This is a genomic window from Myxococcales bacterium, assembly GCA_016706225.1.
In the GTDB taxonomy this organism is placed as follows: Bacteria; Myxococcota_A; Polyangia; order Polyangiales; family Polyangiaceae; genus JADJKB01.
This window is the reverse complement of record JADJKB010000022.1, coordinates 481,918-503,391: the sequence shown is the minus strand read 5'-3', so window position 1 is coordinate 503,391 and position 21,474 is coordinate 481,918. Positions and strand designations below refer to the sequence as shown.

At 65.5% G+C, this 21,474-nt stretch carries 18 protein-coding genes; 14 read left to right on the top strand and 4 right to left on the bottom strand.

Going from position 1 to position 21,474, the window contains the following annotated elements:
* Positions 1 to 107 precede the first annotated feature (107 nt).
* Positions 108 to 593: a hypothetical protein gene (locus IPI67_33280; protein ID MBK7585051.1), complete on the bottom strand. Its 486-nt coding sequence runs from the start codon at positions 591 to 593 to the stop codon at positions 108 to 110.
* A 173-nt stretch (positions 594 to 766) separates the two neighbouring features.
* Between IPI67_33280 and IPI67_33275 the strand changes: the two genes are divergently transcribed.
* The 4 genes from IPI67_33275 to IPI67_33260 all read left to right on the top strand — a co-directional run bounded on the left by IPI67_33275 (position 767) and on the right by IPI67_33260 (position 5,650).
* Positions 767 to 2,167 (top strand): hypothetical protein, encoded by a 1,401-nt coding sequence (locus tag IPI67_33275; protein MBK7585050.1) that lies wholly within the window; start codon positions 767 to 769, stop codon positions 2,165 to 2,167.
* Between the two features lie 1,430 nt (positions 2,168 to 3,597).
* Positions 3,598 to 3,789, top strand: a complete 192-nt coding sequence (locus tag IPI67_33270) for a hypothetical protein (GenBank protein MBK7585049.1) — start codon at positions 3,598 to 3,600, stop codon at positions 3,787 to 3,789.
* 125 nt (positions 3,790 to 3,914) lie between these two features.
* The gene (locus IPI67_33265) at positions 3,915 to 4,370 is read left to right on the top strand and encodes a hypothetical protein (GenBank protein MBK7585048.1); all 456 of its coding nucleotides are present in this window, start codon (positions 3,915 to 3,917) and stop codon (positions 4,368 to 4,370) included.
* 11 nt (positions 4,371 to 4,381) lie between these two features.
* Complete coding sequence (locus IPI67_33260) at positions 4,382 to 5,650, top strand: hypothetical protein (GenBank protein MBK7585047.1); 1,269 nt, start codon at positions 4,382 to 4,384, stop codon at positions 5,648 to 5,650.
* 53 nt (positions 5,651 to 5,703) lie between these two features.
* Here IPI67_33260 and IPI67_33255 read toward each other — a convergent pair whose 3' ends face one another.
* Positions 5,704 to 6,063, bottom strand: a complete 360-nt coding sequence (locus IPI67_33255; GenBank protein MBK7585046.1) for a CPBP family intramembrane metalloprotease — start codon at positions 6,061 to 6,063, stop codon at positions 5,704 to 5,706.
* Between the two features lie 316 nt (positions 6,064 to 6,379).
* On the opposite strand from IPI67_33255, the gene IPI67_33250 reads away from it, so the two are divergent.
* The 4 genes from IPI67_33250 (at position 6,380) to IPI67_33235 (ending at position 12,211) form a co-directional block, all read left to right on the top strand.
* Positions 6,380 to 6,607, top strand: coding sequence for a hypothetical protein (locus IPI67_33250; GenBank protein ID MBK7585045.1), 228 nt, complete (start codon positions 6,380 to 6,382; stop codon positions 6,605 to 6,607).
* Positions 6,600 to 7,034, top strand: a complete 435-nt coding sequence (locus tag IPI67_33245; GenBank protein MBK7585044.1) for a PIN domain-containing protein — start codon at positions 6,600 to 6,602, stop codon at positions 7,032 to 7,034. The genes IPI67_33250 and IPI67_33245 overlap by 8 nt, the downstream gene beginning before the upstream one ends.
* Positions 7,035 to 7,784: 750 nt before the next feature.
* The gene (locus IPI67_33240) at positions 7,785 to 10,772 is read left to right on the top strand and encodes a trypsin-like serine protease (GenBank protein MBK7585043.1); all 2,988 of its coding nucleotides are present in this window, start codon (positions 7,785 to 7,787) and stop codon (positions 10,770 to 10,772) included.
* Positions 10,769 to 12,211 carry a hypothetical protein gene (locus IPI67_33235; GenBank protein ID MBK7585042.1) on the top strand — a complete coding sequence of 481 codons (1,443 nt, stop codon included), beginning with the start codon at positions 10,769 to 10,771 and terminating at the stop codon, positions 12,209 to 12,211. Before IPI67_33240 ends, IPI67_33235 begins: the two co-directional genes overlap by 4 nt.
* Positions 12,212 to 12,341: 130 nt before the next feature.
* Here the strand turns inward: IPI67_33235 and IPI67_33230 are convergent, their stop codons facing one another.
* On the bottom strand, positions 12,342 to 12,965 hold the full coding sequence (locus tag IPI67_33230) for a CPBP family intramembrane metalloprotease (protein ID MBK7585041.1): 624 nt from the start codon (positions 12,963 to 12,965) through the stop codon (positions 12,342 to 12,344).
* Between the two features lie 260 nt (positions 12,966 to 13,225).
* Here IPI67_33230 and IPI67_33225 point away from each other — a divergent pair, with 260 nt between their 5' ends.
* The 6 genes from IPI67_33225 (at position 13,226) to IPI67_33200 (ending at position 20,666) form a co-directional block, all read left to right on the top strand.
* Complete coding sequence (locus IPI67_33225) at positions 13,226 to 15,913, top strand: HEAT repeat domain-containing protein (GenBank protein MBK7585040.1); 2,688 nt, start codon at positions 13,226 to 13,228, stop codon at positions 15,911 to 15,913.
* Between the two features lie 5 nt (positions 15,914 to 15,918).
* Entirely contained in the window at positions 15,919 to 16,515 is a 597-nt protein-coding gene (locus tag IPI67_33220) for a hypothetical protein (GenBank protein MBK7585039.1), read from the top strand.
* A 108-nt stretch (positions 16,516 to 16,623) separates the two neighbouring features.
* Positions 16,624 to 17,097 carry a hypothetical protein gene (locus tag IPI67_33215; protein ID MBK7585038.1) on the top strand — a complete coding sequence of 158 codons (474 nt, stop codon included), beginning with the start codon at positions 16,624 to 16,626 and terminating at the stop codon, positions 17,095 to 17,097.
* A gap of 195 nt (positions 17,098 to 17,292) precedes the next feature.
* On the top strand, positions 17,293 to 17,889 hold the full coding sequence (locus IPI67_33210) for a hypothetical protein (protein ID MBK7585037.1): 597 nt from the start codon (positions 17,293 to 17,295) through the stop codon (positions 17,887 to 17,889).
* Between the two features lie 93 nt (positions 17,890 to 17,982).
* Positions 17,983 to 20,352 (top strand): (Fe-S)-binding protein, encoded by a 2,370-nt coding sequence (locus IPI67_33205; GenBank protein MBK7585036.1) that lies wholly within the window; start codon positions 17,983 to 17,985, stop codon positions 20,350 to 20,352.
* A gap of 53 nt (positions 20,353 to 20,405) precedes the next feature.
* Positions 20,406 to 20,666, top strand: a complete 261-nt coding sequence (locus IPI67_33200; protein ID MBK7585035.1) for a hypothetical protein — start codon at positions 20,406 to 20,408, stop codon at positions 20,664 to 20,666.
* Between the two features lie 9 nt (positions 20,667 to 20,675).
* Here IPI67_33200 and IPI67_33195 read toward each other — a convergent pair whose 3' ends face one another.
* Positions 20,676 to 21,449 (bottom strand): hypothetical protein, encoded by a 774-nt coding sequence (locus tag IPI67_33195; GenBank protein MBK7585034.1) that lies wholly within the window; start codon positions 21,447 to 21,449, stop codon positions 20,676 to 20,678.
* Positions 21,450 to 21,474: the final 25 nt, after the last annotated feature.

Sequence of the window (21,474 nt, the reverse complement as noted above, 5' to 3'; positions counted from 1 at the left end):
CAAGGCGCTCGCGGCGATCTTCCGAACTTGACCGAACAGCCGCGCAAGATGTGCCAGCGCGTCCGTCGCTGTCGTGGGCGCTGGCCGCCCGCGATTCGACAGGGCGTTCACCAGCGCGCCGGGCAGTTCGACGTCGTCGAGCTCTCCATGTTCGTTTCCACCCTCATCGCCCCATCCCGTAACTCCGCGCCAAATACGCCGCTCGTGCTGCCTCCCCTCGTCTCGCTTCGCTCGCCGGTCCCCTCCTTACCCGGCGCGCGCGAGCGGTGATGTCTTGCCGAGACCACCAGCGTCTTGCCGATGCTCGCGCGCGCGCGGGTGGAGGGGACGGGTCGATCCGCGCTTGGTGCATGCTCGCCACCTGCGGAGGGGATGCATCGCTCCGCGCTCGTGGGCGCTCGCTTCGATGACGGCGTCCATGCGCTGATCCAGCCGCGAGCGAGCTTGAGACCGCCGCCGGTGGCGTGAGGCCTGCCATCTGCTCCCAGAGTGACGATGCGTGATGTCGGTGGAACGCGCACCGTCATCGGCGGTGAGCGTGACCGGTCGAACACCTTGACGCTGCCGTGCGGGACACCGTAGATTCGATCCACATTCGGGGAGGTCGGTTCATGCACGGCGCAGCACGCACGCAGCACGCACGCAGCACGCAGCACGCAGCACGCAGCACGCAGCACGCAGCACGCAGCACGCAGCACGCAGCACGCAGCACGCAGTACGCAGCACGCAGCACGCAGCACGCAGCACGCAGCACGCAGCGGCGCTGGTGCTCCTGTCCGTCGTCACCGCGTGCGGTGGCAACAGCGACCAGGGGTTGTCCAATCTCCAGCTCTGGTCGGACGACCAGCTGCGTTGGGGTCGCCTGAGCACAACGGGGCGAACTTTCGTCTACGACAAGGATGCTCTGACGGCCGTAGCCGATACCCAATTGGAGGCGCTCACTGCGCGCTACGGTGCAGACACCAGAAACACCGAGGTCGTCTACTTTGTGGACGACCCGCACGACTTGCACTTGCCACTCGGGAAGTCGGATCTGGGCAATACGACCGCGTATGACCAGGCCCGCCACCGTGCTCCTGGCCTCGGCGTGCCGCATCCGTCACCGTTCAGCCAGACCCCGCCCGCTGCTTCAGATCTGGCCAGCTTCAATCTGGATCCGTACTGGTTCGACGGAGCTGGCGAGGCATTGCGTGGGGCACGGGTCATGGACCACGGGTTCTGCTCGGCTGACATCGCTTACGGGGGCAACTCTCGTCGCGATGGCGCTGCAGATGGCGGGCTGCTGTGGGAGATCGGCAACCGCCTCTTCGACGAGCTCTCGTTGGGTTCCGCGCTTTGGGATTTCATAAGCTCCGGGTGGAACTCCGCGACCTACGTGCACGGCTACATGCACGTGCCCGCGTATGTCGCTGGCGGACCCTTGGGAGTTTTCGATCAACGCGGAGGATTCTTCGTCGACCTCTCGTTTGACCTCGATCCTTCCTTTGGAGCCGATATCGCAATCAAGACCCGCTACCGATACGCCTTCACACTCGATTCGAACAGCCAGTTGAAGATCGCGAAAGGAGTGAAGGAGAACACCTTGGCCGACTGTCAGGGTATCTGCAGCGTGCCTACCCCCGACGTCGAGGACCACATCGACGAGTCATTCGGGACAGACGTTCCGGACGAGCTAAACGCCATTCTGAGAAGCTGCCAACGCGTGCCAATCCCTCAGTCGAGCGGTGTGGATTACTTCGATTGCGAGAGCGTGTCCGATTGCGCAGTCGCCAAGTTCGCAGTTACCGCGCTCGCTTCGCAGGGCGGGCAAGTGTTGGGGCTCAGCTCCGCAGAGCGCGTGGACGTGGCAAACACACTAAACTCCGACGCGAACTGGGTCTGCGCAAAGCCACCCAACGACGCATGCCCCACCTCGATTTCTGGGATTGCGGCAGACCAGAAGATCTGTCAGGTGGCGCTCAAAACCAAGCGCTTGAATTTCTATCCTGACGCGGTCGAGCTCGTTTGGTTCGATGCGGGCGATCGCCCAACCGCGAGCCCGACCTACGGGGTGTACCTGGCCGCTGTGCAGGTCGAAGACACGTCGGTTCCTGCCAGCTTGTGCTCGGTCCAGACGCGGCCGCGCGTGGCCTTCACAAAGCGCTACTACGGAGTCTGCAACCTGTGAGGTGGGAGAACACGCTTGCCCTGCTGCTCTCGGCGATCCTGGCTCAAGGCTGCTCCGGAGAGACATCGACGACCCAGCCGGACGGGCCTCAAGGGGACGCCTCGGTGGACCACGATGGGGATGCCCCGCCTCCAATCGACGCGGCGCCCGATGCCGCGACCCAATGTTCAAGCCCTGAGGGCATTCGTGTTTGTCGCGGACCAGCGAACTGCCCGGAAGGAGGGGCGGAGTGCAAGACGTGCACGCAACAGGCCGCCGCCGCGGCCGGCGCCTGCCTTGAATCGTGGCCTTTCGTGCCAAAACCATGCTGGCTGCCCGCGGACGGAGACGCCTGCGCCTCGATCTTTGGGGCGCCCGACGATCTCTGGGCTGTGCCGTTTTCGGTCGCTGAACTGTACGCTCGCAACGGGGCCGGTGCGGACTCGGTCCGCTATGCGGACTTCGGGTTGTTCACAGGCGAGCCCCTGCCCGCGCCCAGCACTTGCCCGTCGGCGGTCAACGTCCCCGCATGTGGCGGAGCGTGCGGTGGCTGTCCGACGGGCCGAAAATGCACCGGACGCTCTCCGCTTCATCCGTTCGGCCTGTGCGTGCCGGATTCCCCCACGGGTTTTTCGTGCACGGGCTCGAGCGTCATCAGCAAGCCTGAGTCTTGTCCCAAGGGGTCGGGGTGCTTCACGTTCCAAGTCGAGGCAAAAGCACAGCCCCTGGCAGATCGGTATTCGTTCTGCCTGCCGATTCTGGAGTGCGTCGCGGCGGCGGCGAGCTTGCCGGGCGGTGGGGAATGCCTTCCGCCAGGTTGAGGAGCGATGGAGCTTTTGCGGGTCGTCTCGGTCGGTTGCGCGGCTGCCGCACTTGGCTGCGGTGGCGATGTGCACGTGGACGCGGGCTCGGGCGGGAGCCCCGCCGCTGGCGGCGCCGCATCGACGCATCCGGCTTGCGAGAGCATGGACGGCATTCGCCTCTGTGGCGGTAAACTAAATTGCAAATGGCTGACTGCGCCCGAATGTCCAGGCAACTGCATTGAAGTGCTCGACCGCGATGACGTGGCCCCGAGTGGTTCTGGTGTGTGTTTTAGCGACGCCGCTGCCAAGGGTGCCACGCAGTGCTTTGAGTGCCAGGATGGGGAGGCTTGTGTGCAGCGAACGTCCAATCAGTTGGTCTGCGTGGAAGCAGCGGTGTGTTCGGCTCTCTGGGACCTGGGCGCGCGGGGCGTCTGCCGCTATGCCGACAAGGAGAGCTATGACGGATCGCCGCTCCCGATCGCGAATCAAACCTGTCCCGGTGGCGGAATGCCAAGTGGCGGGTACCAGTTCATCTGCGGCGGAAGTTGCGCACCCTGTGGAGCCACCTACCGGTGCTCTGGGCGGTCCCCATTGCACCCGTTCGGGCTTTGCGTGCCTCAGCCGGGAAGTTATGGAAAGAGCTGCCGCGTGGTTCCGGGCAAGGGAATGGATCTCCCGTGCAGCTGGACGGAGAGTTGCCTGGTGTACGACGTGCCGAAGCAGGACGCGCACGCGGCGCAGAACTACGGCATCTGCCTCGGCTTCGATTACTGCCAGTTCGCGAAGCAGTACTTGCCGGGTGGAGTTCGCTGCTATGACGAAAAGGGCAACATCGAGTAACGTCGGTCCTGATCACGTTTTCGTGCGGGGGAGCGGCGGCGGCTGCGCACACCTGGGCGATCGCGACGACGCTCGGCCTCGCGATCGTGGCGGGCGGTGCCGATGAACCGGTCACGCTGCAATCGATGTCCTTGCTGGTGCCGTTTGGTCCGAAGCTGCTCGCCCTCGACACCAATCCGACTGCCGTTGCGCTATGCAAGAAGGCCGACGCTTTGCTACCGCCTCCGCTCGTCGACGGGCTGGCACGCGTGACCGCGGTCGCCCACGTGAATGAGCGCCTGCTGGTGGCGACGGGGCCCGTTCTCTACGATCTGACCGTGACGGATCCGAGCTTGCCGAAGTTGGGCAGCGGTAAGACGCTCGTGCATCCGCTCACTGCGCTCCGGGCCGATGCGGTCGGCATGCGAGCGTACGGCGTCAGCCTCAGTGGCCAACAGCAACCGATCATCGACCTTCGCGACCAGCATCCGAGTGTCGTTGGCTCTCATAACCTAGAGAGCTGGGTAAAACGCCGGGATTCTCGGGTCCTCTCCGCTCGGGTGGTCGGCGAAAAAGCGGACCTGGCAAGGGTCGTCCCTTGACGGCTGGGTGGATGCGAACAGTTGCGCACACACGATGGCTCGGCGGTGTGCTGGTGGTCGTGTCTCCGTTCGTCTTGGTGTGGGGCTGTCCCGGGGGTGGTGATGCCACGGCTGGTGGCGGCGGTTCTGCCGCGGGTACGGGAACCGGGGGTGCAAATCAAGACGGTAGCGGCGGCGAGCCCTGGGACCCGGTGTGGCACGAGAACAAGCCGAAGGACTGGCCGGTGGTTGGGCCGGAGCAGAACCCAGATTGTGGGCCTGGGTGCCGGGTGGCGCTGAACCTGCCAATGACGAACCCCGCAGCCTACGGGCATGCGTTCACCACCGGACGCGTGCTCGCGATTGCCGCTTCTGGGCTCGCGCACGTGGCGGTGGGGGCGACTCCGACGACCGTCCTCCCTCATCCAGCCGATGCGCCGCGGATTGAACCCTCGATCTGGTCAGACCATGTGCTGAGTGCGCGATCGTTCGGAATTGGGAACGGTGAAGTTCAGCTGACCAGCCTCGTAACCGGCGAGACCAAGGTCGTCTTCCGCTACGAGCCCCCGGACTCCGGCGCCAGCGCGAGTGAGCTCACCGCGCTCAACAGCAAGTACGCCTTCTTCATCTACAATGGATTTCGCGCGCGCAACCTGCAGACGGGGGAGCTGAAGTATCTCGGCCCCGGTGCGTGTTACTCCCTATGCGCGACAGAAACGGCATTCATCTGCGAGTCCGGCAAGATCTACCTCGTCGATCCGGAGACGGGGAGCCAACAGAAGATTGACGACGGAACCGAGCTGCAGTTCGACGGGAGCTGCTCGGCGGACCGCAAGCAGTACACGTGGATCGACTACCGGGACCCGCCCGGACCGGGGTCGAGTGCGTTCATCACGCGTAGTGGTGGCGAGCTCTACTGGCACGACTTCACGTCCAAGGCCACGAAGCGCGGGACCTTCGATTCACCCGGAAAGCCACGCGCCAAGGTGTTTCCCGCCATCGGCGACGGCCTCGCCGTTTGGAGCGAGCCGCCCATGTCCGCGGCGGACCCGAATCCGTCGGACTACGGCGACTACTACGGCATCAGCACGGCCCTCGCGACCTTGGACCTCGCGACAGGCAAGCGATGTCAGCTTCAAGGTGACACTCCGGGACTGTTGTCGTTCAAGTCCGTCCACGGTCGTCACGTCTACGGAGGGTGGTTCGACAGCAAGTCCGTCAAGACATGGCTCGTCGACGTCGATCTCGATCACCCGTCCCTGCAGTGGAGCTGCGTCATGACGCCTGGTTGGGGTCAGTGACGGAAAGTGCGCTTTCTCGGGCCGGGTGACTGAGACGCCGGTCGAGTGCCGCATCAATGCCCCATCCCGTAACTCCGCGCCAAATACGCCGCGAACAAATTACACAGCGCATGGAACACGATCCCCGCGCCCACACCCTTCGTGCGCGCCCTCAGCCACCCGAACACCAACGCCGGGAAGAACACCGCGAGCCGGTTCGGATGGACCTCCGTCGCGAAGTGACCCAGCGCGAACAGCGCGCTCGAGACCAGGATGCCCCAGCCGAGCTCCGCGCCCAGGATCTTCACGCGTGGCTTCCACACGTCGTCGAGGGCGGTCTGCAGGTAACCTCGATAGAAGGACTCTTCGGGCAGCGCGATCACCAGCAGCTGACCGAGCACGTCGTCGCCGAACGATGGCAGCGCTCCGGGCACGAAGGCGTGACGGGGTTTCCACCACCATGGTGCTGCCTCCCCTCGCGTCGCTTCGCTCCGCGGTCCCCTCCTTACCCGGCACGCGCGAGCGGTGGCGCCTGGCCAAGACCACCAGCGTCTTGCCGGTGCTCGCGCGCGCGCGGGTGGAGGGGACGCGTCGTTGCGCGACCGCTGCGCCTTGGCGACCGGGGTGAGGCGCAGCCTCCGCTCACTTCATCGTGACTGCTGCCATCGACTTCGAGGTCGGGGTGTTCTTCGATGGGGACTGTCGCGCGGCAAAGTGAGCGCTGGGTGTTTCTCGTGCTATCTTTTGACGGTGACCGACATCGAGCAGCTCTACGAAGCCATCCGACAACTGACGCCCACCGACCGGTTGCGACTGGTGGAGCGGGTGGTGCACGACGTGGCGGAGGCCAGCGCCGCACGGTGTGAGCCCGCGTCGATTATCGGGATGATGGCGGACGAGCCGGGGGTGATGGACGAGGTTGCTCGGCTAGTCCTGGCGATCCGGCAAAACAGCCGGATGCGGCTGGCCGATGGCTAAGGTGTTGCTCGACACGGACATCCTCTCCGAGATCATCAAGCAGAGGGATCCGGCCGTGGTGGCGCAGGCCACAGAGTACCTCGCCGAGGAGCGTCGCTTCACGATCTCGGTGTTGTCGGTGATGGAAATCGTCTACGGCTTTCACCGGCTCGCCAGGGAGGACCGCATCGATCAGTTCCTGACCCTGATTTCGGTTCATCAGGTGCTGCCGTTCGAGATCGCGGCGGCCACGCTCGCCGGGCGCATTTACGCCGACCTGGAACGCCGCGGCACTCCGATTGGCCTCGCCGATGTGATGATCGGTGCTGTCGGGTTGCATCATGGCCTACCGGTCGTCACCGGCAACACCTCCCACTTCACCGCCATCAGGGAGGCTGGGTACCCACTCGAGATCCGAAATTGGAGAGCCGCACCTCCAGGGAGTTGACCGCTCAGCGCCAGGGTGTGAGGCGACGGCAGCGCCGCGGATTCCCAGCTCTCCCCACCCTCACCGCCCCATCCCATAACTCCTCGCCAAATACGCCGCGAACAAGTTACACAACGCGTGAAACACAATCCCCGCGCCCACTCCCTTCGTGCGCGCGCGCAGCCAACCGAACACCAACGCCGGGAAGAACACCGCGAGCCGGTTCGGATGGACCTCCGTCGCGAAGTCAGTGTTGCCTCCCCTCGTCGCCGCTCCGCGGCGCCGGTCCCCTCCTTACCCGGTGCGCGCGAGCGGTGATGTCTTGCCAAGACCCCGCACGTCTTGCCGATGCTCGCGCGCACGCGGGTGGAGGGGACGCGTCGCTCCACGCTTGGTGCGCTCGCTCAGGGCATGGCTCGCGCCGCGTTTGTGGCCGCTCGCTTCGATGACGGCGTCGTGAGCTTTCAAGCCGTGTGTCAGCCAGCCTCCATGTGAGTGTCGGCAGCTGTGCGCCGTTTCGTACCTTTCGTGCGCTCGCGAAATCCGGCACACTTTCTTCAGGTCGTGTACGCAGGGGAGACTGAGACATGGTTGGAACGTCCAGCGCCGTTCGAGTTCTGGGATTGGCTTGCTCCAGCGTTGCGATCCTCGCGCTGGCATGCAGTTCGCAGGGGGGGGGCCGACCTTGAGAGGAGGTCGAGCCCCATCGAGGGGCCCAGCGAGGGGATAGCTCCGATCGATTCGGAGGACGCGTTCACCGGAGTAGTTCGCGTGGACTACGTCGGGAGCTGGGGGAACAAGCCGTGCACCGGCACGCTGGTGTCGTGCCGAGAAGTGCTGACCGCCCAGCACTGTCTCGAGCCAGCAACTCAGGAAGTCGCCGTTCGTCTGCTGCGTTACTCGCCGGCGAAGCAATGGAAATCCATTTCGGTGCCGTTTCAGCTCGGCACTACGGTCATCGTCAGGCAACCCGGCGTGTACGGCGACCTGGCGAAGGGGCAGAACGACATGCTGCTGGTGAGGCTCCCCGGACCGGTACCGAAAGGGTTCAGTCCGATCCCTCGGCACCCAGGGCACAGCACGAAGTTCTTCGAGGACAAGACGACCATCGTTGGTTATGGGCTCACTGGCGCTTGCACGCCCAACAACGCCGACGAGCGCCGCTTTGGCAACCAGCTGAGCGCAAACACCCTGTTCAACGGCTTCACCATCGACTGGACACTCGGCGGCGAGGAATCGTCCGCCGACGCTGGCGACTCCGGGGGTCCGCTGCTGGTGGGGCCGGTCGGTGCTCCCCGTATTGTAGGGGTCTTCTCTGACTTCCTCGCGGACCCATTCGCTCTGAGCTGCAATCCAGTCACCAACCAATGGGCGAGCGTCGTTGCGCAGAAGGCCTGGCTCGACAGCGTACTCGCCCCACCAGGGTTAGACTCAGACGGCGACGGAGTTCCCGACGAGTGCGACGAGTGCGCGCTCGGCAGCGACTACGACCGCTGCGGTCCCAACTCGGCCGCACCGGGCGTGCCAAGGGCCTGCGCGCCCCCGTGCGGGTGCGAGCCCGACACGGACCACGACGGCATCTGCGACAAGGAAGACGCTTGCCCGAACACGCCGTCGACTCTTGCGGTCAACGCGAACGCGCTCTCCGAGAGCTTTCACACGCCGACCGAGCGCTGGCCCGACCTCTGTGATCCAGTGCCCGTTCCTGCTGCGAAACCCGTCCCCAAGGACATTCCGCTCCCCTCCGTCGGCAGCCCACCGTGTGCCGACCCAGTTTGCTACGTGAAGAAAGGCACGGACAGTTCGTCGCTGCGAGTGACCCCCGTGCGTTCGAACCGCGCGCCGGTTCTGGTGGGCTCTCCGTCGCACTGGAATTTCTTTGGGGTCGCGACGAACTTCAGGTTCTGCCAGAGGCCGCTCGTTCCCGGTCAGGACCCGAATTGCGATGACCAGCCCGCGGTCTTGGACGCCCGCCTCACCGACGCCGCGACGGCCGCTCAGGAGCAGCGCGCCCAGCCCTACCACCGCATCCGCATCGACCGGGGTCTCACGCAGCTTCCGCGAGGGGCCAGCAGCCCCTTTAACTACCTCAACGCCCACTCGTTCGATACGAAGCAGCAGTACGACGTGAAGTGGGCCTATCTGGAGGACTTCGCCTTCTGGCAAACCAAGGCAGGGACGCTCGCCGAAATCATCGCCTTGCCGAGCCCTGGCTTTCCCGACGGCAGCGTGGCGAGTGGTCTCGACGGCAAGATGTGGCTCAACGCCGCGACGCCAGTCGGGGACACCTTCAATGTTGGAACGGGCTTCCACGGCGAGCAGCTCGCGAACGCACACTTCGATCTCGCGCCGGAAAAGTTCCAGCTCGTGGGCACGGCGGGTCCGCTCATCTGGCCGACCTTCGAGGGCGACAACCCGATCCTCTGGCCCCTGGCGGCGGATCCGATCAAGCGGAACTGGCAGCCGTTTCCCGACGAGCCAGCCGGGCAAGCGCGAGTTGCCTTCTGGAGCTCGGTCGCACACGGACCCTTCGTGCTCACCACGGGAGGGGACGCTGTCGACGCTTCAGACCGGGTGAGCCCTGCGCTCGCGGCGTCGGTTGGTGCAGGCTCGCGGGTATTGAATGCGGTCGAGCCCTATGGCGCGTGGTGGTCCGCAAACGAGCGGGTTGCCGTGCTGTTCGCTCGCGACGCTACGAGCGTGGTTGACAGCGTGGCGGTCGGAGATGATGGGCAGCTCGTCGGAGGCGCCGACGACCGTCAGGTCGGGTGCACGGCCGGGCAAGTGCTCATGCGCTGTGCGAGCGGACTCAAGTGTTCGATCCCATGCAATGAGGTCGTCGGGGACGACGGCGGCAACCCAGGTCCCGGCGACCCTTCGTGCACCCTGGCCGCGGCGCCCGGCAGCGACGGTGTCACCGACGAATCGGTGGTCACCTGCCAGGCGGAGTCCGGGGCGCTCTGCGCGGCGGGCAGCATGGCGTGCAGCTCGGGCTGCTTCGTGCCCTGCGACGGGATCGTAGGTTGTGTTCCGGATGGTCGCTTCGGGGACGAACAGCCTGATCTGTGCGGCGACAGAGCTGCGGGGGCTACGCTCGCCGTGGCGCAGAATCCGGGGGTACCCGCGCTCCCGGAGCCACGCACCGAATTCGTCGGCGTCTACTCCCGCTCTCTCGACAGGTTGTTCGTGCTCGGCGGGCGCAGCATCGCTGGAGATCGGCTCCACGACATCTGGACGGGTCGTCCGATGGGCCACTTCGTCCGGCTCCCGTTGACTCAAAGTCTCGGCGATGTGCTGGCCGGCACCTACGAGTTCGTTGAAAGAGTGCTGTACGTGCTCGACGAGGTCGCACCACCGCAGTCTAAGTCCAAGCAGGGTGGAAAGCCGCCTCCACATTTCTTGCGCCTGCTCCGCGTGGACCCCTTCGATGCAAGTGTGACGGTGCTCACGACCTGGCCTTCGGTCGGCGCTTTTGATCGCTTCTTCCTCGTCGCGGACAGTGATCGTCAACTGCTGATCGCTGCAACCAGCACTCTGGCCCACAAGTACGCTATCGTGCGTTTCGCAGTATCGCCCTTGCAGGTCACCGGTGCGAGGCTTGGCTCGGGCCAGTTGGCTGCACGCCCCGTGGTGGACCCAGTCGGTTACCTGCTGGTAACGCGTGACAAGAAAAACCAACGCCTGACGACAGAGCGGTTCACTCTCGCGAATGCCGCGGGCCCGCAGGCCAACCCAAGCATCAGCCAAGTCCTCCAATGAGCCGCAAGATCTGGCTTGGAGTGCTGGCGATCGCGCTCGGCGCGGGGTGCTCGGGTGCGTGCACTTCGGACGGGGACGGCGCGAAACCAAAGCCGGGCGATGCAGGCAACGACACGGGTGTCGGCGGGAGCAGTGGAGCTGGGTCGGACGCGGGCGTGGGCGGAACGCTCGCCGACTCCGGCGATGCGGACGCGCCGTGCACCCCTCCGCCCAAGCCCGATTTCGTCCCCGAAGGCTGGGATGCTTATACGGACTTCTCTTGCGCGCAGCCGTTCTACGTGCCGTCGAGTGAGAAGTACTTGCCCGAGCCCATCCTCTGGGAACCGTGCCCTTCGCCGTCGCTGCTGAGCAAAGGCTGCCAGTGGATGAAGGTGACGTGGGCAGGGACCACATCTCTTCTATGGAACAAGCTCAGCCCCACCGCTGATGGTCACGCGCTGCTTCTGTTCAGCCGGATTTTCGAGACACCTGGCGATGGCTCCACCATGACGATTGTCGCTGATGCCGAAGGCCCAAGTCGATTCGCGATTGTTGCTCCGCGCCTCGCCACCGAGGGGTACGCCGTGCTCGCGGAAGACTTGAACGAAGGGCAGTTCATCTTGCAGGCACGGGGTGCAGACGGGACAACGGCCAATGCCTTCGACTCGCCGCGCAAGGCAGCACTCATCGGCAAACTCGGCGAGCTCCGACCCACGCTGTTTCATTTCGAGGTCACGCCGTCGGTCTACTCGTGGCGCGTGAGCGGCAAGCTCGCCGTTCGGGGCGAAGCGCCCGCACTGAGCTTGACGGCGTTCCCGCTCGATGGCGCGCCGGCGTTCGAGCTGGCGTCGCCTTCCACCGACCCGGACGGGCTTCCCCCGCATCTGCCCGCGGTGCTCGGGGACAATGTGCTGTTCGATGTGGGCACCCTCTTGTCCCAAGGCATCATGGTCCACGACCCGGTGCTGAAAACGCACGCCCTGGTCCGTTGGTATGGGGACACCTCGAAAGGCGCCTACAACGTCGGCACCGACGGCAAGGACCTGGTGTGGACCTACGGCGAGGTTCATCCGCCGACGGAGGCAGCTACGAGAAGCGCAGTGTCTGGACCTCCCCGTTCACCACAGATCCGGCGAAGCTCGTCCCCCAAGCGCTTGCGTTCGGATCCGGAGACCGCCTTCGACGTCAACTTCGTCGTCGGGTGCGGCTACGCGGCGCACAAGCTCCAGCCGCCGGACGGGATGCTGGTCGTGCGGTTGTCGGATGGCGTTTCGTGGATCCTACCGAACAATCTGACCGCAGCAGACAAGACGGGCTGGCATTGGCAGAAGGGCATCGGCATCACCTGTGACGAGGTCTTCGCCACCGTTGCTGTGATCAGCTCGCCGACGGCGAAGCTCGTCTACACGGTCGCGCGAGTTCGGCTCGACGCGCTGGGTCCGGGCGTCCCACCAGATTGAGCCCTTCCGAGTGCGGCGATGGGTGAGCGTGAACTGCGGACGGACCCCTCATCGAGCGGGCCTCGCCCCCCGTCGTGCTTCCGCCAGCGCAAGTGACGAGCGCCGGCGCGCAGCGCCGCAGCCCACGCCCTCAATGCCCCAACCCATAACTCCGCGCCAAGAACGCCGCGAACAAGTTACACAACGCGTGAAACACAATCCCCGCGCCAACCCCCTTGGTGCGCGCGCGCAACCAACCAAACACCAACGCCGGGAAGAACACCGCCAGCCGATTCGGGTGCACCTCCGTCGCGAAGTGCCCGAGAGCGAAGAGCGCGCTCGAGACCAAGAGCCCGAGGCCGATGTCCGCGCCGAGCACGCGGAAGCGCGGCTTCCAGACGTCGTCGAGGGCGGTCTGCAGGTAACCTCGATAGAAGGCCTCTTCGGGCAGTGCGATCACCAGCAGCTGACCGAGCACGTCGTCGCCGAACGATGGCAGCGCTCCGGGCACGAAGGCGTGACGGGGTTTCCACCACCAGAGGTAGCCGAACCAGAACGCTGGAAAGATGAGCAACGCGAGCCCGAGGGCCCAGGCCGTCGCGCGTAGGCCGGCCAGCAACATCCGTCGGGCGGACAGCGGTTCGGGGTCGAGCAGTCCCCCAAGCGAGAGCCCGTAGTGATCCGGGGTCAGCGCGTGGTCGCGGCGGAGCGCGACGGCGTAGGTGGCCACCAGAAAGCCGAGACCCACCGCGGTCGCCGCATAGGCGTCGGGCATTCCGTAGGAAAGGCCGGTGACCGCCGCGGTCGTGGCTAGCGCTACCGCCAGCGGTTTTGCCCATCCGGGCAGCGATCGCCGGGGCGGAGGGGGTTCAGGCGGGCTTTGCACCGGGGCCTTTCGCGCGGCCGGAGTGGCTCGATATTCCGGGCTTCTGTGCTTCAGGTCGCCTCGGTCCTGAGATAAGGTCGCGGCCGCTCGATGTGCGGGCTCGGGCGCCGACGTCCTCGTCGACGGGGCCGCACAACGTCGGAGGAACCATGCTCGAACCGATCCCGTCGTCCCCGCCCGCCGCTCCGCGGCCCGTCCCACCGCTCCTCGGTGAGCTTCCGAACGAGCGGGTCGATCTCGCCAAGTGGCCGCCGGACGATGACGGGAACGCGCCCGCCGGCGGTGGCGGACAGCTGCCCGGCGCCGGCTCTCCGGGATCATTCGACACCGGGGATGGCGACTTCAAGAAAGGGCGCTTCAACCCCTTCGTCATCCTCATCGGGCTCGTGGCCGTCATCGGGCTCGGGTTGTTCCTGTTCATCGGCCTCAAGAAGGACGCCGAGAAGCTCACTGTAGAGCAGGTTGAAGACCGGAAGAAAGCGACCTTCATTCTGCCCAAGGACGAGCAGATGCCGAAGTGGCGCGAGTGGGCCGCCTCCGAAGCGAGCGACGAGCTGGTTCAGGAGTCGCTCAAACAGCTGGCGTTCGCCAAGGATCCCGCCGGTGTCGATCTTGCGATCAAGGCCCTCGCGCGGCCCAGTGAGCCGATCCAGGCAATGGCCGCGACCTGCCTCACGGAGTACGGCTTGCCTGCCGCCGAGTCCGCGAAGGGTCCGCTGATGCAAGCCCTGACGAAGGCCGGTCCGGGCGCCAAGCCGCAGATCGCCTGGGCGCTCGTGGTGCTCGGCGAGGCCGCGTCGTTCGACAAGATCATGGAGCTCTACCGTGCCGGGTACCTATCGAAGGTGCAGCGACTCGGTGGAGGTGTGGCCTTCGATCCCGAGCAGATCGTCAAGCTGATCGACACCGACAAACTCGCGACCTACGCCGGCGACGAGAGCCCCGCCGTGCGCCAGCTCGTAGCAACCGTGCTCTCACGCAACGCCGCGCCCAAATACACGGACGTGTTGATCAAGCTGGTGCAGGACAGCGACGCGGAGATCGCGCGGCAGGCGGCGCCCGGACTCGGGAAGATCGGCGACAAGCGCGCCCGCGAGCCCCTGATCTCGGCCCTCAAGAAGACCGACAAAGAGAGCCGCAAGAAGTACCTGAACGCCCTCAAGGACGGCATCGGCGCCGAGGGTCTGATTCTGGCGCTCGACAGCAACGACAGCGACATCGAAAAGAGCTGGTACCAGACCAAGGTGGTCATCGACCTCGTGCGCGAGCTCGCTGACCCGCGCTGCGGCGATCCCATCCTCAAGTACCTCGAGACCAAACCCAACATCCACTGGCAGACCGAGGCCGCCACGGCCATGGCTGAGGTGGGCGACGTGCGGGGCGTGCCGACCCTGGCCCGGCGCCTGCGTATGGACCCGCTCAAGATCTACGGCGATCAGTACGATCACGAGCAGCTCTTGAAGCGCGACGATCAAGAGCGTGTGGTCGCGGCGCGCATGATCGCGGACCTCGCAGTGCTCTACCCCGACCAGCGGGAGTTCATCCGCAAAGAGAGCGAAGACGCGGTCATCTTCTGGATCCACGAGATGCCGTCGCCGCACGCCAACGGCCTGCGCGCGCTCGCTGCCATGGAGTCCACGAAGGACATCAACGCCCTGCGCAAGTGGGCGGACCCGAACAAACCCCTGCCGAAGGAGGGCCAGCAGCCGCCGTTCCCGGAAGAGTGGGTCGTGGCCCAGAGCGCCATGCGTTACGTCGGCTGGCTCAAGGACGAACAGAGCTGGAGTGTGCTGGAGAAGTCGCTGACGCGGCGTGACCCGGAGCTCGACGTGACCATGGACGGTCTGATGGCCGGCGGCCTCGCCATCCTGGGCATGACCCTGCGCGCGATCGGCGTCGGGGCCGCGGATGGCATGGCGCAGTGGCAGGACCCGAAGGCGTTCAAGCCGCTGATGAAGTACATCGAGGAACCGAAAGAGAACGAGCAGAGCCGCAAGTCCGCTTGTGCGGCGCTGCCGTGGGTCGCGAGCAAAGAGGACATGCTCGAGGTCGCGAAGAAGGTTCAGGAGTACAAAAAGACTGACAAAGACGACTCGCTGCGGCGTGAGTGCCTGCTCGAGGCGTTCATCCGCCGTCCCGTCCCGGGCATCGCCGGAGCGCTGCTCCCGATGCTCACGCCCGACGCGGCGCTCGAGACGCGGCATCAGGTTGGTGCGGCCATCGGCAAGACCGGCTTCGACAAGGAAGTCGAGGCCAAGCTGTTCGAGATGCTGAAGTCCGAGTCACTGGTGACGGACGCCGCCAATGCGTTGATCTTGGGTGGAACGCCCGACGTCGCGAAGCGGGCTGTCGCGATGCTGGCCGACAAACCCAAGGCCACGGTCGAGGAGCTGCAGAACCTCTGGTACGACGCCTTCGGGTACTGGTCTCACGAAGACCTGACGAGTGGCCGCATCTTCCGCTGGGTCGACAACGCCATCGCGATTCAGCAGACGGAGCTGAAGGGCGTTCCACAGGACTGGGCGCCGTTCTTGCTCATGAAGCAGTTCGACAATCTCCAGTACGACAACGGTCCGCACTCGTTCACCCGCGTGGTGCTGCGGGTTCGCCTGATGCAGATGGCGAAGGACGCGAGCAAGAAAGAGATGATGGAAGGCGCGATCCGCACGCTGAAGTTCATGAAGGAACAGGGTGTGCTCCTGGCGCTGCGCGACGAGAAGGGCCCGACCGGCGAGCTGGCATCGGCGGCCTACTTCGAGCTGATGAACCCGAAGGTCATCACCGACGTGAAGGTTCCCGAGGACGGCAAGGGCGGGGGCAAAGGCAAGAACCAGTGAGGCCAATGCCTCCGGCTCGGGCAGCCTCGCTCATCGCGTGTCTGCTCGTGTTCGCGACGAGCTGTGGAACGAAACACGCGGCGGTCCCGAAGGCGAACGCGGGGCCGCGGTTGATCCAGCTCACGGCGACGCCCGGCGTGGTGGTGCGGCAGGCCTGCACACCCAGCGGTACCGAGCAGTGTTTCAACGCCCGCGACGACAACTGCAACGGGATCATCGACGAGGGCTGTGGTGTGGCGACGGGGCTCGTGCAGTTCGCCATCGCCTGGAATCAGCCGAACGCCGACGTCGATCTCGAGGTGACCGACCCCAACGGGGAGCTGGCCGAGGTCGGGCGCACCGCCAAGAGCGGCCTGGTGAAGGATCGCGACTGTCCAGGCAAGAGCAACGCCTGCCGTGGCCAGAACATGGAGAACGTGTATCTCGAAGAGGGGGACCCACCTCGCGGCAAGTACCGCGTGCGTGTGCGGCTCGAGAAGCTCGGCGGTGAGAATCCTCCGATCACCGTCATGCTCGGGGCGCGCGTCGGCCCCAAAACCTACTCGCTCGAGCTCGAGCTGACGAAGCCCGAGGACGAGCGGGTGGTGGTCATCGAGCTGTGACGGCGAAGCGCGCACTCGGTGGACGAGGTGAGAATTTCCGCTGGCTGTAGTAGAAGCCGAAGCTCACCGCCGTCGTGCTTCCGATGGCCTCAATCTCCTGGAGAAATGATGACTCAGTCTCGCTTTGCCCTCGTCGTAGCCGGTGCCGTGGTGCTGGCCGCCTGCGCCAGCAAACCACCCGCGGATGTCCCGGAGACTCCCGCACCGAGCGCAAAGTCCGACGCGGTCGAGAAACCGGACGAGAGTCCTGCCGCATCTTCCGCGCCGGTCGCGGAGGCGCCGCCGAAAGAGCTCAAGGGCTGCGACAAGACCCTGCACGACTTCGACGAGCTGCTCACCGCCGCGACGTTCGCCTGCAAGAAGGACGCAGATTGCGGTTGTTTTCCGGGTCAGCTCTCCAAGGCCCCGGGCAATGATTGCGGCGGCGTCGTCGAGAAGGCCACGTCGAAGAAGCTCGATGTGTTGGTCAAGGACGCAAAGAAGAACGGCTGCGGCACCATGGCGCAGTGTGAGCCCTGGACCTGCGAGCCGATCTGCGACGAGGGCCGCTGCCAGCGTGGACCTCGGCAGAAGAAGAAGTGAGTTTTGGCGCGGTGCGTCCGTGCTTTCACCTAACGCGGACCGCGTAGAACGCGCGAAAGCCTGCAGAAGCGGCCGAACCGGCCGTAGTTTTGTGGCCTGGTCGCGGGTCCTCCGTGGCCTCGCGGCTCGCCGCGGCTCGTGCGAGCCGGGTGAAAAATCTTATGCCTGGTGGCCCGAGAGGGTACGCTCCGCTGATTGGCGCGCCATCGCCTGGGAAAAGTGACGGGTGCGGTCGACGTACCGCGCGGACCGGACGTGATTCATCGCATCCGTGTTGCGGCCGAATGGCTGGAAGAGGGCGCGCTGATCGAGTTCGAGCTGCCCCGCAACATGAAGTGCGCGGCGTGTGAGGGCGGCGGCTGCGACGCGTGTGAGCGCTCGGGCGCGATCTCCGTGCGCGGGCGCAAGGAGCTCGTGGAGATCGTTCGAGTCACGCTGCCCAAACAGGGCGAGGGCAACCTGGAATCCACCGCGTCGGGTCGAAGTATCGTGCTTCGAATCCCTGAACGAGGCGGGTTCTCCGACAGTCCGGAGCTACCCCGGGGGTTGCTGCTGCTCAGTGTGCTGCCCGCTGACGAACCCGATCCGGGGGTCGCGCGCGTCGTTGTCACCGTGCCACCGCCGGTCCTCACCGAGGCCGAGGCGCTCGCGACTGCCGACGCCGATGCCGGCGCGCTCGGTGCGCCCGAAGGCCAGCCCGGGCGCCCAAGTCGGGCGGTCGTCGTCGCGGTCGTGCTGGTGATCCTCTGGGTTCTGCTCCTGATTTGGCTGCGACTCAGCGGTCGCGGCTGAACCCACGCAGCGATTGCGGATTCGCTCCGGTTGACGCAGAGCGCCATGGCGCCCTAAGACCACAACAACTCGAGCGCACGCGGAGAACTGCCCATGAATCCCGTAGCGATGGCCGTTGTGATCCTGAGCCTGACCGGCGCGTTCCTTTGGAGTGCGAGCCAGCGTTTTGGACTGCTCAAAGTCGGGGGGCCGACCCACGAGAGCCGCTTCGGATCCGTGGGCGAACGCCTCGGTCGTGTTTGGACCTTCGCGCTCTTCCAGAAGAAGATGCGCTACTACTTCGCGGCTGGACTCGCCCACAACCTGATCTTCGTCGGGTTCGCGGTGCTGCTCCTGCGCACGCTGATCTTGTGGGGGCGTGGCTTCGACCCGAGCTTCAATTTCTGGGTGTTTGGGCCCGAGGGTCTCCCGGGTCAGGTGTACGCGTTCCTGAAGGACGTGCTCTCTACCCTCGTCATTCTGGGGGCCTGCGTCTTCATTTATTACCGCACGCTCAACAAACAGAAGCGCATGACGCTGTCCGTCGAGGGGCTCGTCATTCTCGGCATCATCATCACGATGATGCTCGCGGATCAGATGTACGACGGCGCGGCGCTCGTCCTGAATCACAAACTCGGCGCCGAGTGCGGGACACGAGCCAGCGACTGGTGTGGGGCTGCCGCCACCGTGATCAAGCCCTTGGGGCCGGCGCACGGCGCGCTCGGCTGGGCGCCGTTCCCCGACCCCGCCGGTTCTCTGTGGGCGGTTGCGCTCTCCGGTGTGAGTGTGCCGGCGCTGGTGGTGCTGGCTCACACAGGGTTCTGGATCCACTCGTCGCTGGTGCTGATCTTCCTGAACATTCTGCCGTACTCGAAGCACTTCCACATCATCACGGCGGTCCCCAACGTTGCGCTCAGTGATCTGAGCCCGCCCGGGCGGCTGCGCCCGCTGGCCAAGGACACCGAAGAGCTGATGGCCAAGGTCGAGAAGGCCATGGAGCAGGAAGACATGCTGGCGGCGCCCCTGGGCTACGCGCGCATCGACCACTTCACCTGGAAGGACGTGCTCGACTTCTACACCTGCACCGAGTGCGGGCGTTGTTCCGACAACTGCCCGGCCGCAACCACCGGCAAGATGCTGAGCCCGAAGGTCTTCACCACCGATCTTCGCGACCACATGTACGCGCGGCAGGAAGAGTTCCTGGAGCTGGGAGAGATCCCGCGCGTCGACCTCAGCCTGAAACCGGCGGAGGAGTCCAAGCCCGAGGCTGAGGCGGAGGACAAGCCGACCGCCGAGGCGGACGCGGACAAGACGAAGGACGCCGCCGCCGATGGGGCGAGCTCGGACGCAGACGGTGCAGACAAGAAGCCGGAGTACAAACCGGTTGATCTCGTGCCGAACGTCGTGCACGAGGATGTGCTCTGGGCCTGCACGACCTGTCGAGCCTGCGAAGAGCAGTGCCCGGTGATGATCACCTACGTCGACAAGATCGTGCAGATGCGGCGCAACCTGGTGATGATCCGGGGCGAGCATTTCCCGCAGGAGCTCAACAAGCCATTTCAGGGCATGGAGACCAACGGCAACCCCTGGAACCTGTCGCGCGTGGACCGGGCCAGCTGGACCGAGGGGCTCGACGTGCCGAAGATGGCGGACAACCCCAAGGCGGAGGTGCTGTACTGGGTCGGCTGCGCCGCCAGCTACGACGACCGCGCCAAGAAGATCGCGCGCGCCACGGCGAGCTTGCTCAAACAGGCCGGCGTCGACTTCGCGATCTTGGCCGAAGAAGAGACTTGCACCGGGGACTCGGCGCGTCGGGCGGGGAACGAGCTGCTCTTCATGATGCTGGCCGAAGCCAACATCGCCACCATCAACGGCTACCAGGAGCAGGGCGGGGTGAAGAAGATCATCACCACCTGCCCACACTGCTTCAACACGCTGGGCAACGAATACCCGGATTTTGGCGGCAAGTGGCAGGTCGTTCACCACGCCGACTACCTGCTCGAGCTGGTGGCGCAGGGCAAGTTGAAGCCGAAGCACGGCGTCAAGGGTCGCGTCGTCTACCACGACTCCTGTTATCTCGGCCGCTACAACGAGATCTACGAGTCGCCGCGGGAAATCCTGAAGCGCATCCCGGGCGTCGAGCTGGTCGAGGCGGAGCACTTCACGCGCAACAAGGGGCTCTGCTGCGGCGCCGGCGGCGCGCAGATGTGGATGGAAGAGCAGAACAAAGATCGCGTGAACGTGAAGCGCACACTCCAGCTCCTGGAGACCGGCGCGACGACCATCGCAACGGCGTGTCCGTTCTGCATGACGATGCTCACCGATGGCCTCAAGGATCAGGAGAAGGAAGGCGAGATCCAGAACCTGGACATCGTCGAGCTGTTGGCCATTGCTTGCGCTGACGAGAGCGCTGACAAACCGGCAAAGACTGCCGCGGCGGAGACTGCCCCCGCGGCAGAAGAAGTCGCCAGCGAGGCTGGATAGTCCGGCGCGCGGCCACGTGGTCCTCCGACGCTCGAGCAGTTATACTCCCCGCGATGTCCGCATCCCGTTTCGGCCCTGGCTTCGAAGATCTCTCCGGGCAAGGTCTGCCCGAAGAGGCGCCGCTGCCGAAACAGTTCGTGTGTGACGCGTGCGGCGAGCGCTTCGACGGCCTGCCGGGCGGGGCGGGGTTGTTCCTCTGGACTCGCGGCGACGAGGTTCGTTACGAGGAGCCTCCGCTGTGTGAAGCTTGTGCCTCCGAGATCACGGTCGGCGCGCTGCTTCGCTTCGATTTCGACGAAGAAGAAGAGGGCTGAGAGCCGCGCTCACTGCAAGATCGCGTCGGCGCGGTCCACTCCCTTGACCGGTGGCCGCCGTTCCAGCAGCTCGAGGGCGGTGGCGCGCAGCACCAGCGACGACTCGGTTGCCTTCACGACCTCTCGCAGCTCCGTGCGCTTGCAGACGGGCAGCAGCGGAATCGCGATCTCCGGAGGTGTCCCCGGATTTAGCACGACGGTCAGCCTCACCCGACTCCGACTGAGCCAGCGCAGCGACTGGGAGATCTCCCGCAGCACCTCGAGGCGGGCCGGGCGTCGCGCCGCAAGGCGCACCACGTCGTCCTCGGTGAGCTTGGGGTTCTGGAGCAGCAGCCGAATGACGAAGGGGTGCGGATCCGACAGCAGCTTGTCGAACGAACGTCGATTGGGCCGACGCGCGAGCGAACGACGCTCGCCGAGGGTCAGCTCCCGCCCGGCTCCGTAATCGGGGACCGGTAGGTCACGCGCCGGCCGATCGACCATGACCGGTGGCGGTGCGCGCCTCAGCAAACGCGCCAGTCCCAGCAGGTGACGCGCGCGGGCTTCCTCGCGCAGCTCGTCCACCAGCTCACACGGGCCCGTGCGAACGAAGAAGATGGCCACGGCCAGGAGCGCCTCACGCGCGTCGGGATCCGAGCGTTCGCTCTGATCACAAAGTTCGTCGAGCAGGCGAGCGCTGTCGCGAACGGGCATCTGTTCGAGCTGCTCGGAGAGCCAACCCACGCGGAGTCCGGTGTCGGCGAGGCCGAGCAACAGCCGCTTCAGCCTCTGAACGTCGCTCACGGCGTCAAATGGTACCACCCCGCGG

Excerpts from the sequence above, each read along its gene's own strand:
- IPI67_33265 (MBK7585048.1), top strand. The coding sequence starts at position 3,915 with ATGTCCTTGCTGGTGCCGTTTGGTCCGAAGCTGCTCGCCCTCGACACC.
- IPI67_33225 (MBK7585040.1), top strand. The coding sequence starts at position 13,226 with ATGCTCGAACCGATCCCGTCGTCCCCGCCCGCCGCTCCGCGGCCCGTC.
- IPI67_33215 (MBK7585038.1), top strand. The coding sequence starts at position 16,624 with ATGACTCAGTCTCGCTTTGCCCTCGTCGTAGCCGGTGCCGTGGTGCTG.
- IPI67_33235 (MBK7585042.1), top strand. The coding sequence starts at position 10,769 with ATGAGCCGCAAGATCTGGCTTGGAGTGCTGGCGATCGCGCTCGGCGCG.
- IPI67_33200 (MBK7585035.1), top strand. The coding sequence starts at position 20,406 with ATGTCCGCATCCCGTTTCGGCCCTGGCTTCGAAGATCTCTCCGGGCAA.
- IPI67_33220 (MBK7585039.1), top strand. The coding sequence starts at position 15,919 with ATGCCTCCGGCTCGGGCAGCCTCGCTCATCGCGTGTCTGCTCGTGTTC.
- IPI67_33230 (MBK7585041.1), bottom strand. The coding sequence starts at position 12,965 with ATGCCCGACGCCTATGCGGCGACCGCGGTGGGTCTCGGCTTTCTGGTG.
- IPI67_33205 (MBK7585036.1), top strand. The coding sequence starts at position 17,983 with ATGAATCCCGTAGCGATGGCCGTTGTGATCCTGAGCCTGACCGGCGCG.
- IPI67_33245 (MBK7585044.1), top strand. The coding sequence starts at position 6,600 with ATGGCTAAGGTGTTGCTCGACACGGACATCCTCTCCGAGATCATCAAG.
- IPI67_33260 (MBK7585047.1), top strand. The coding sequence starts at position 4,382 with ATGCGAACAGTTGCGCACACACGATGGCTCGGCGGTGTGCTGGTGGTC.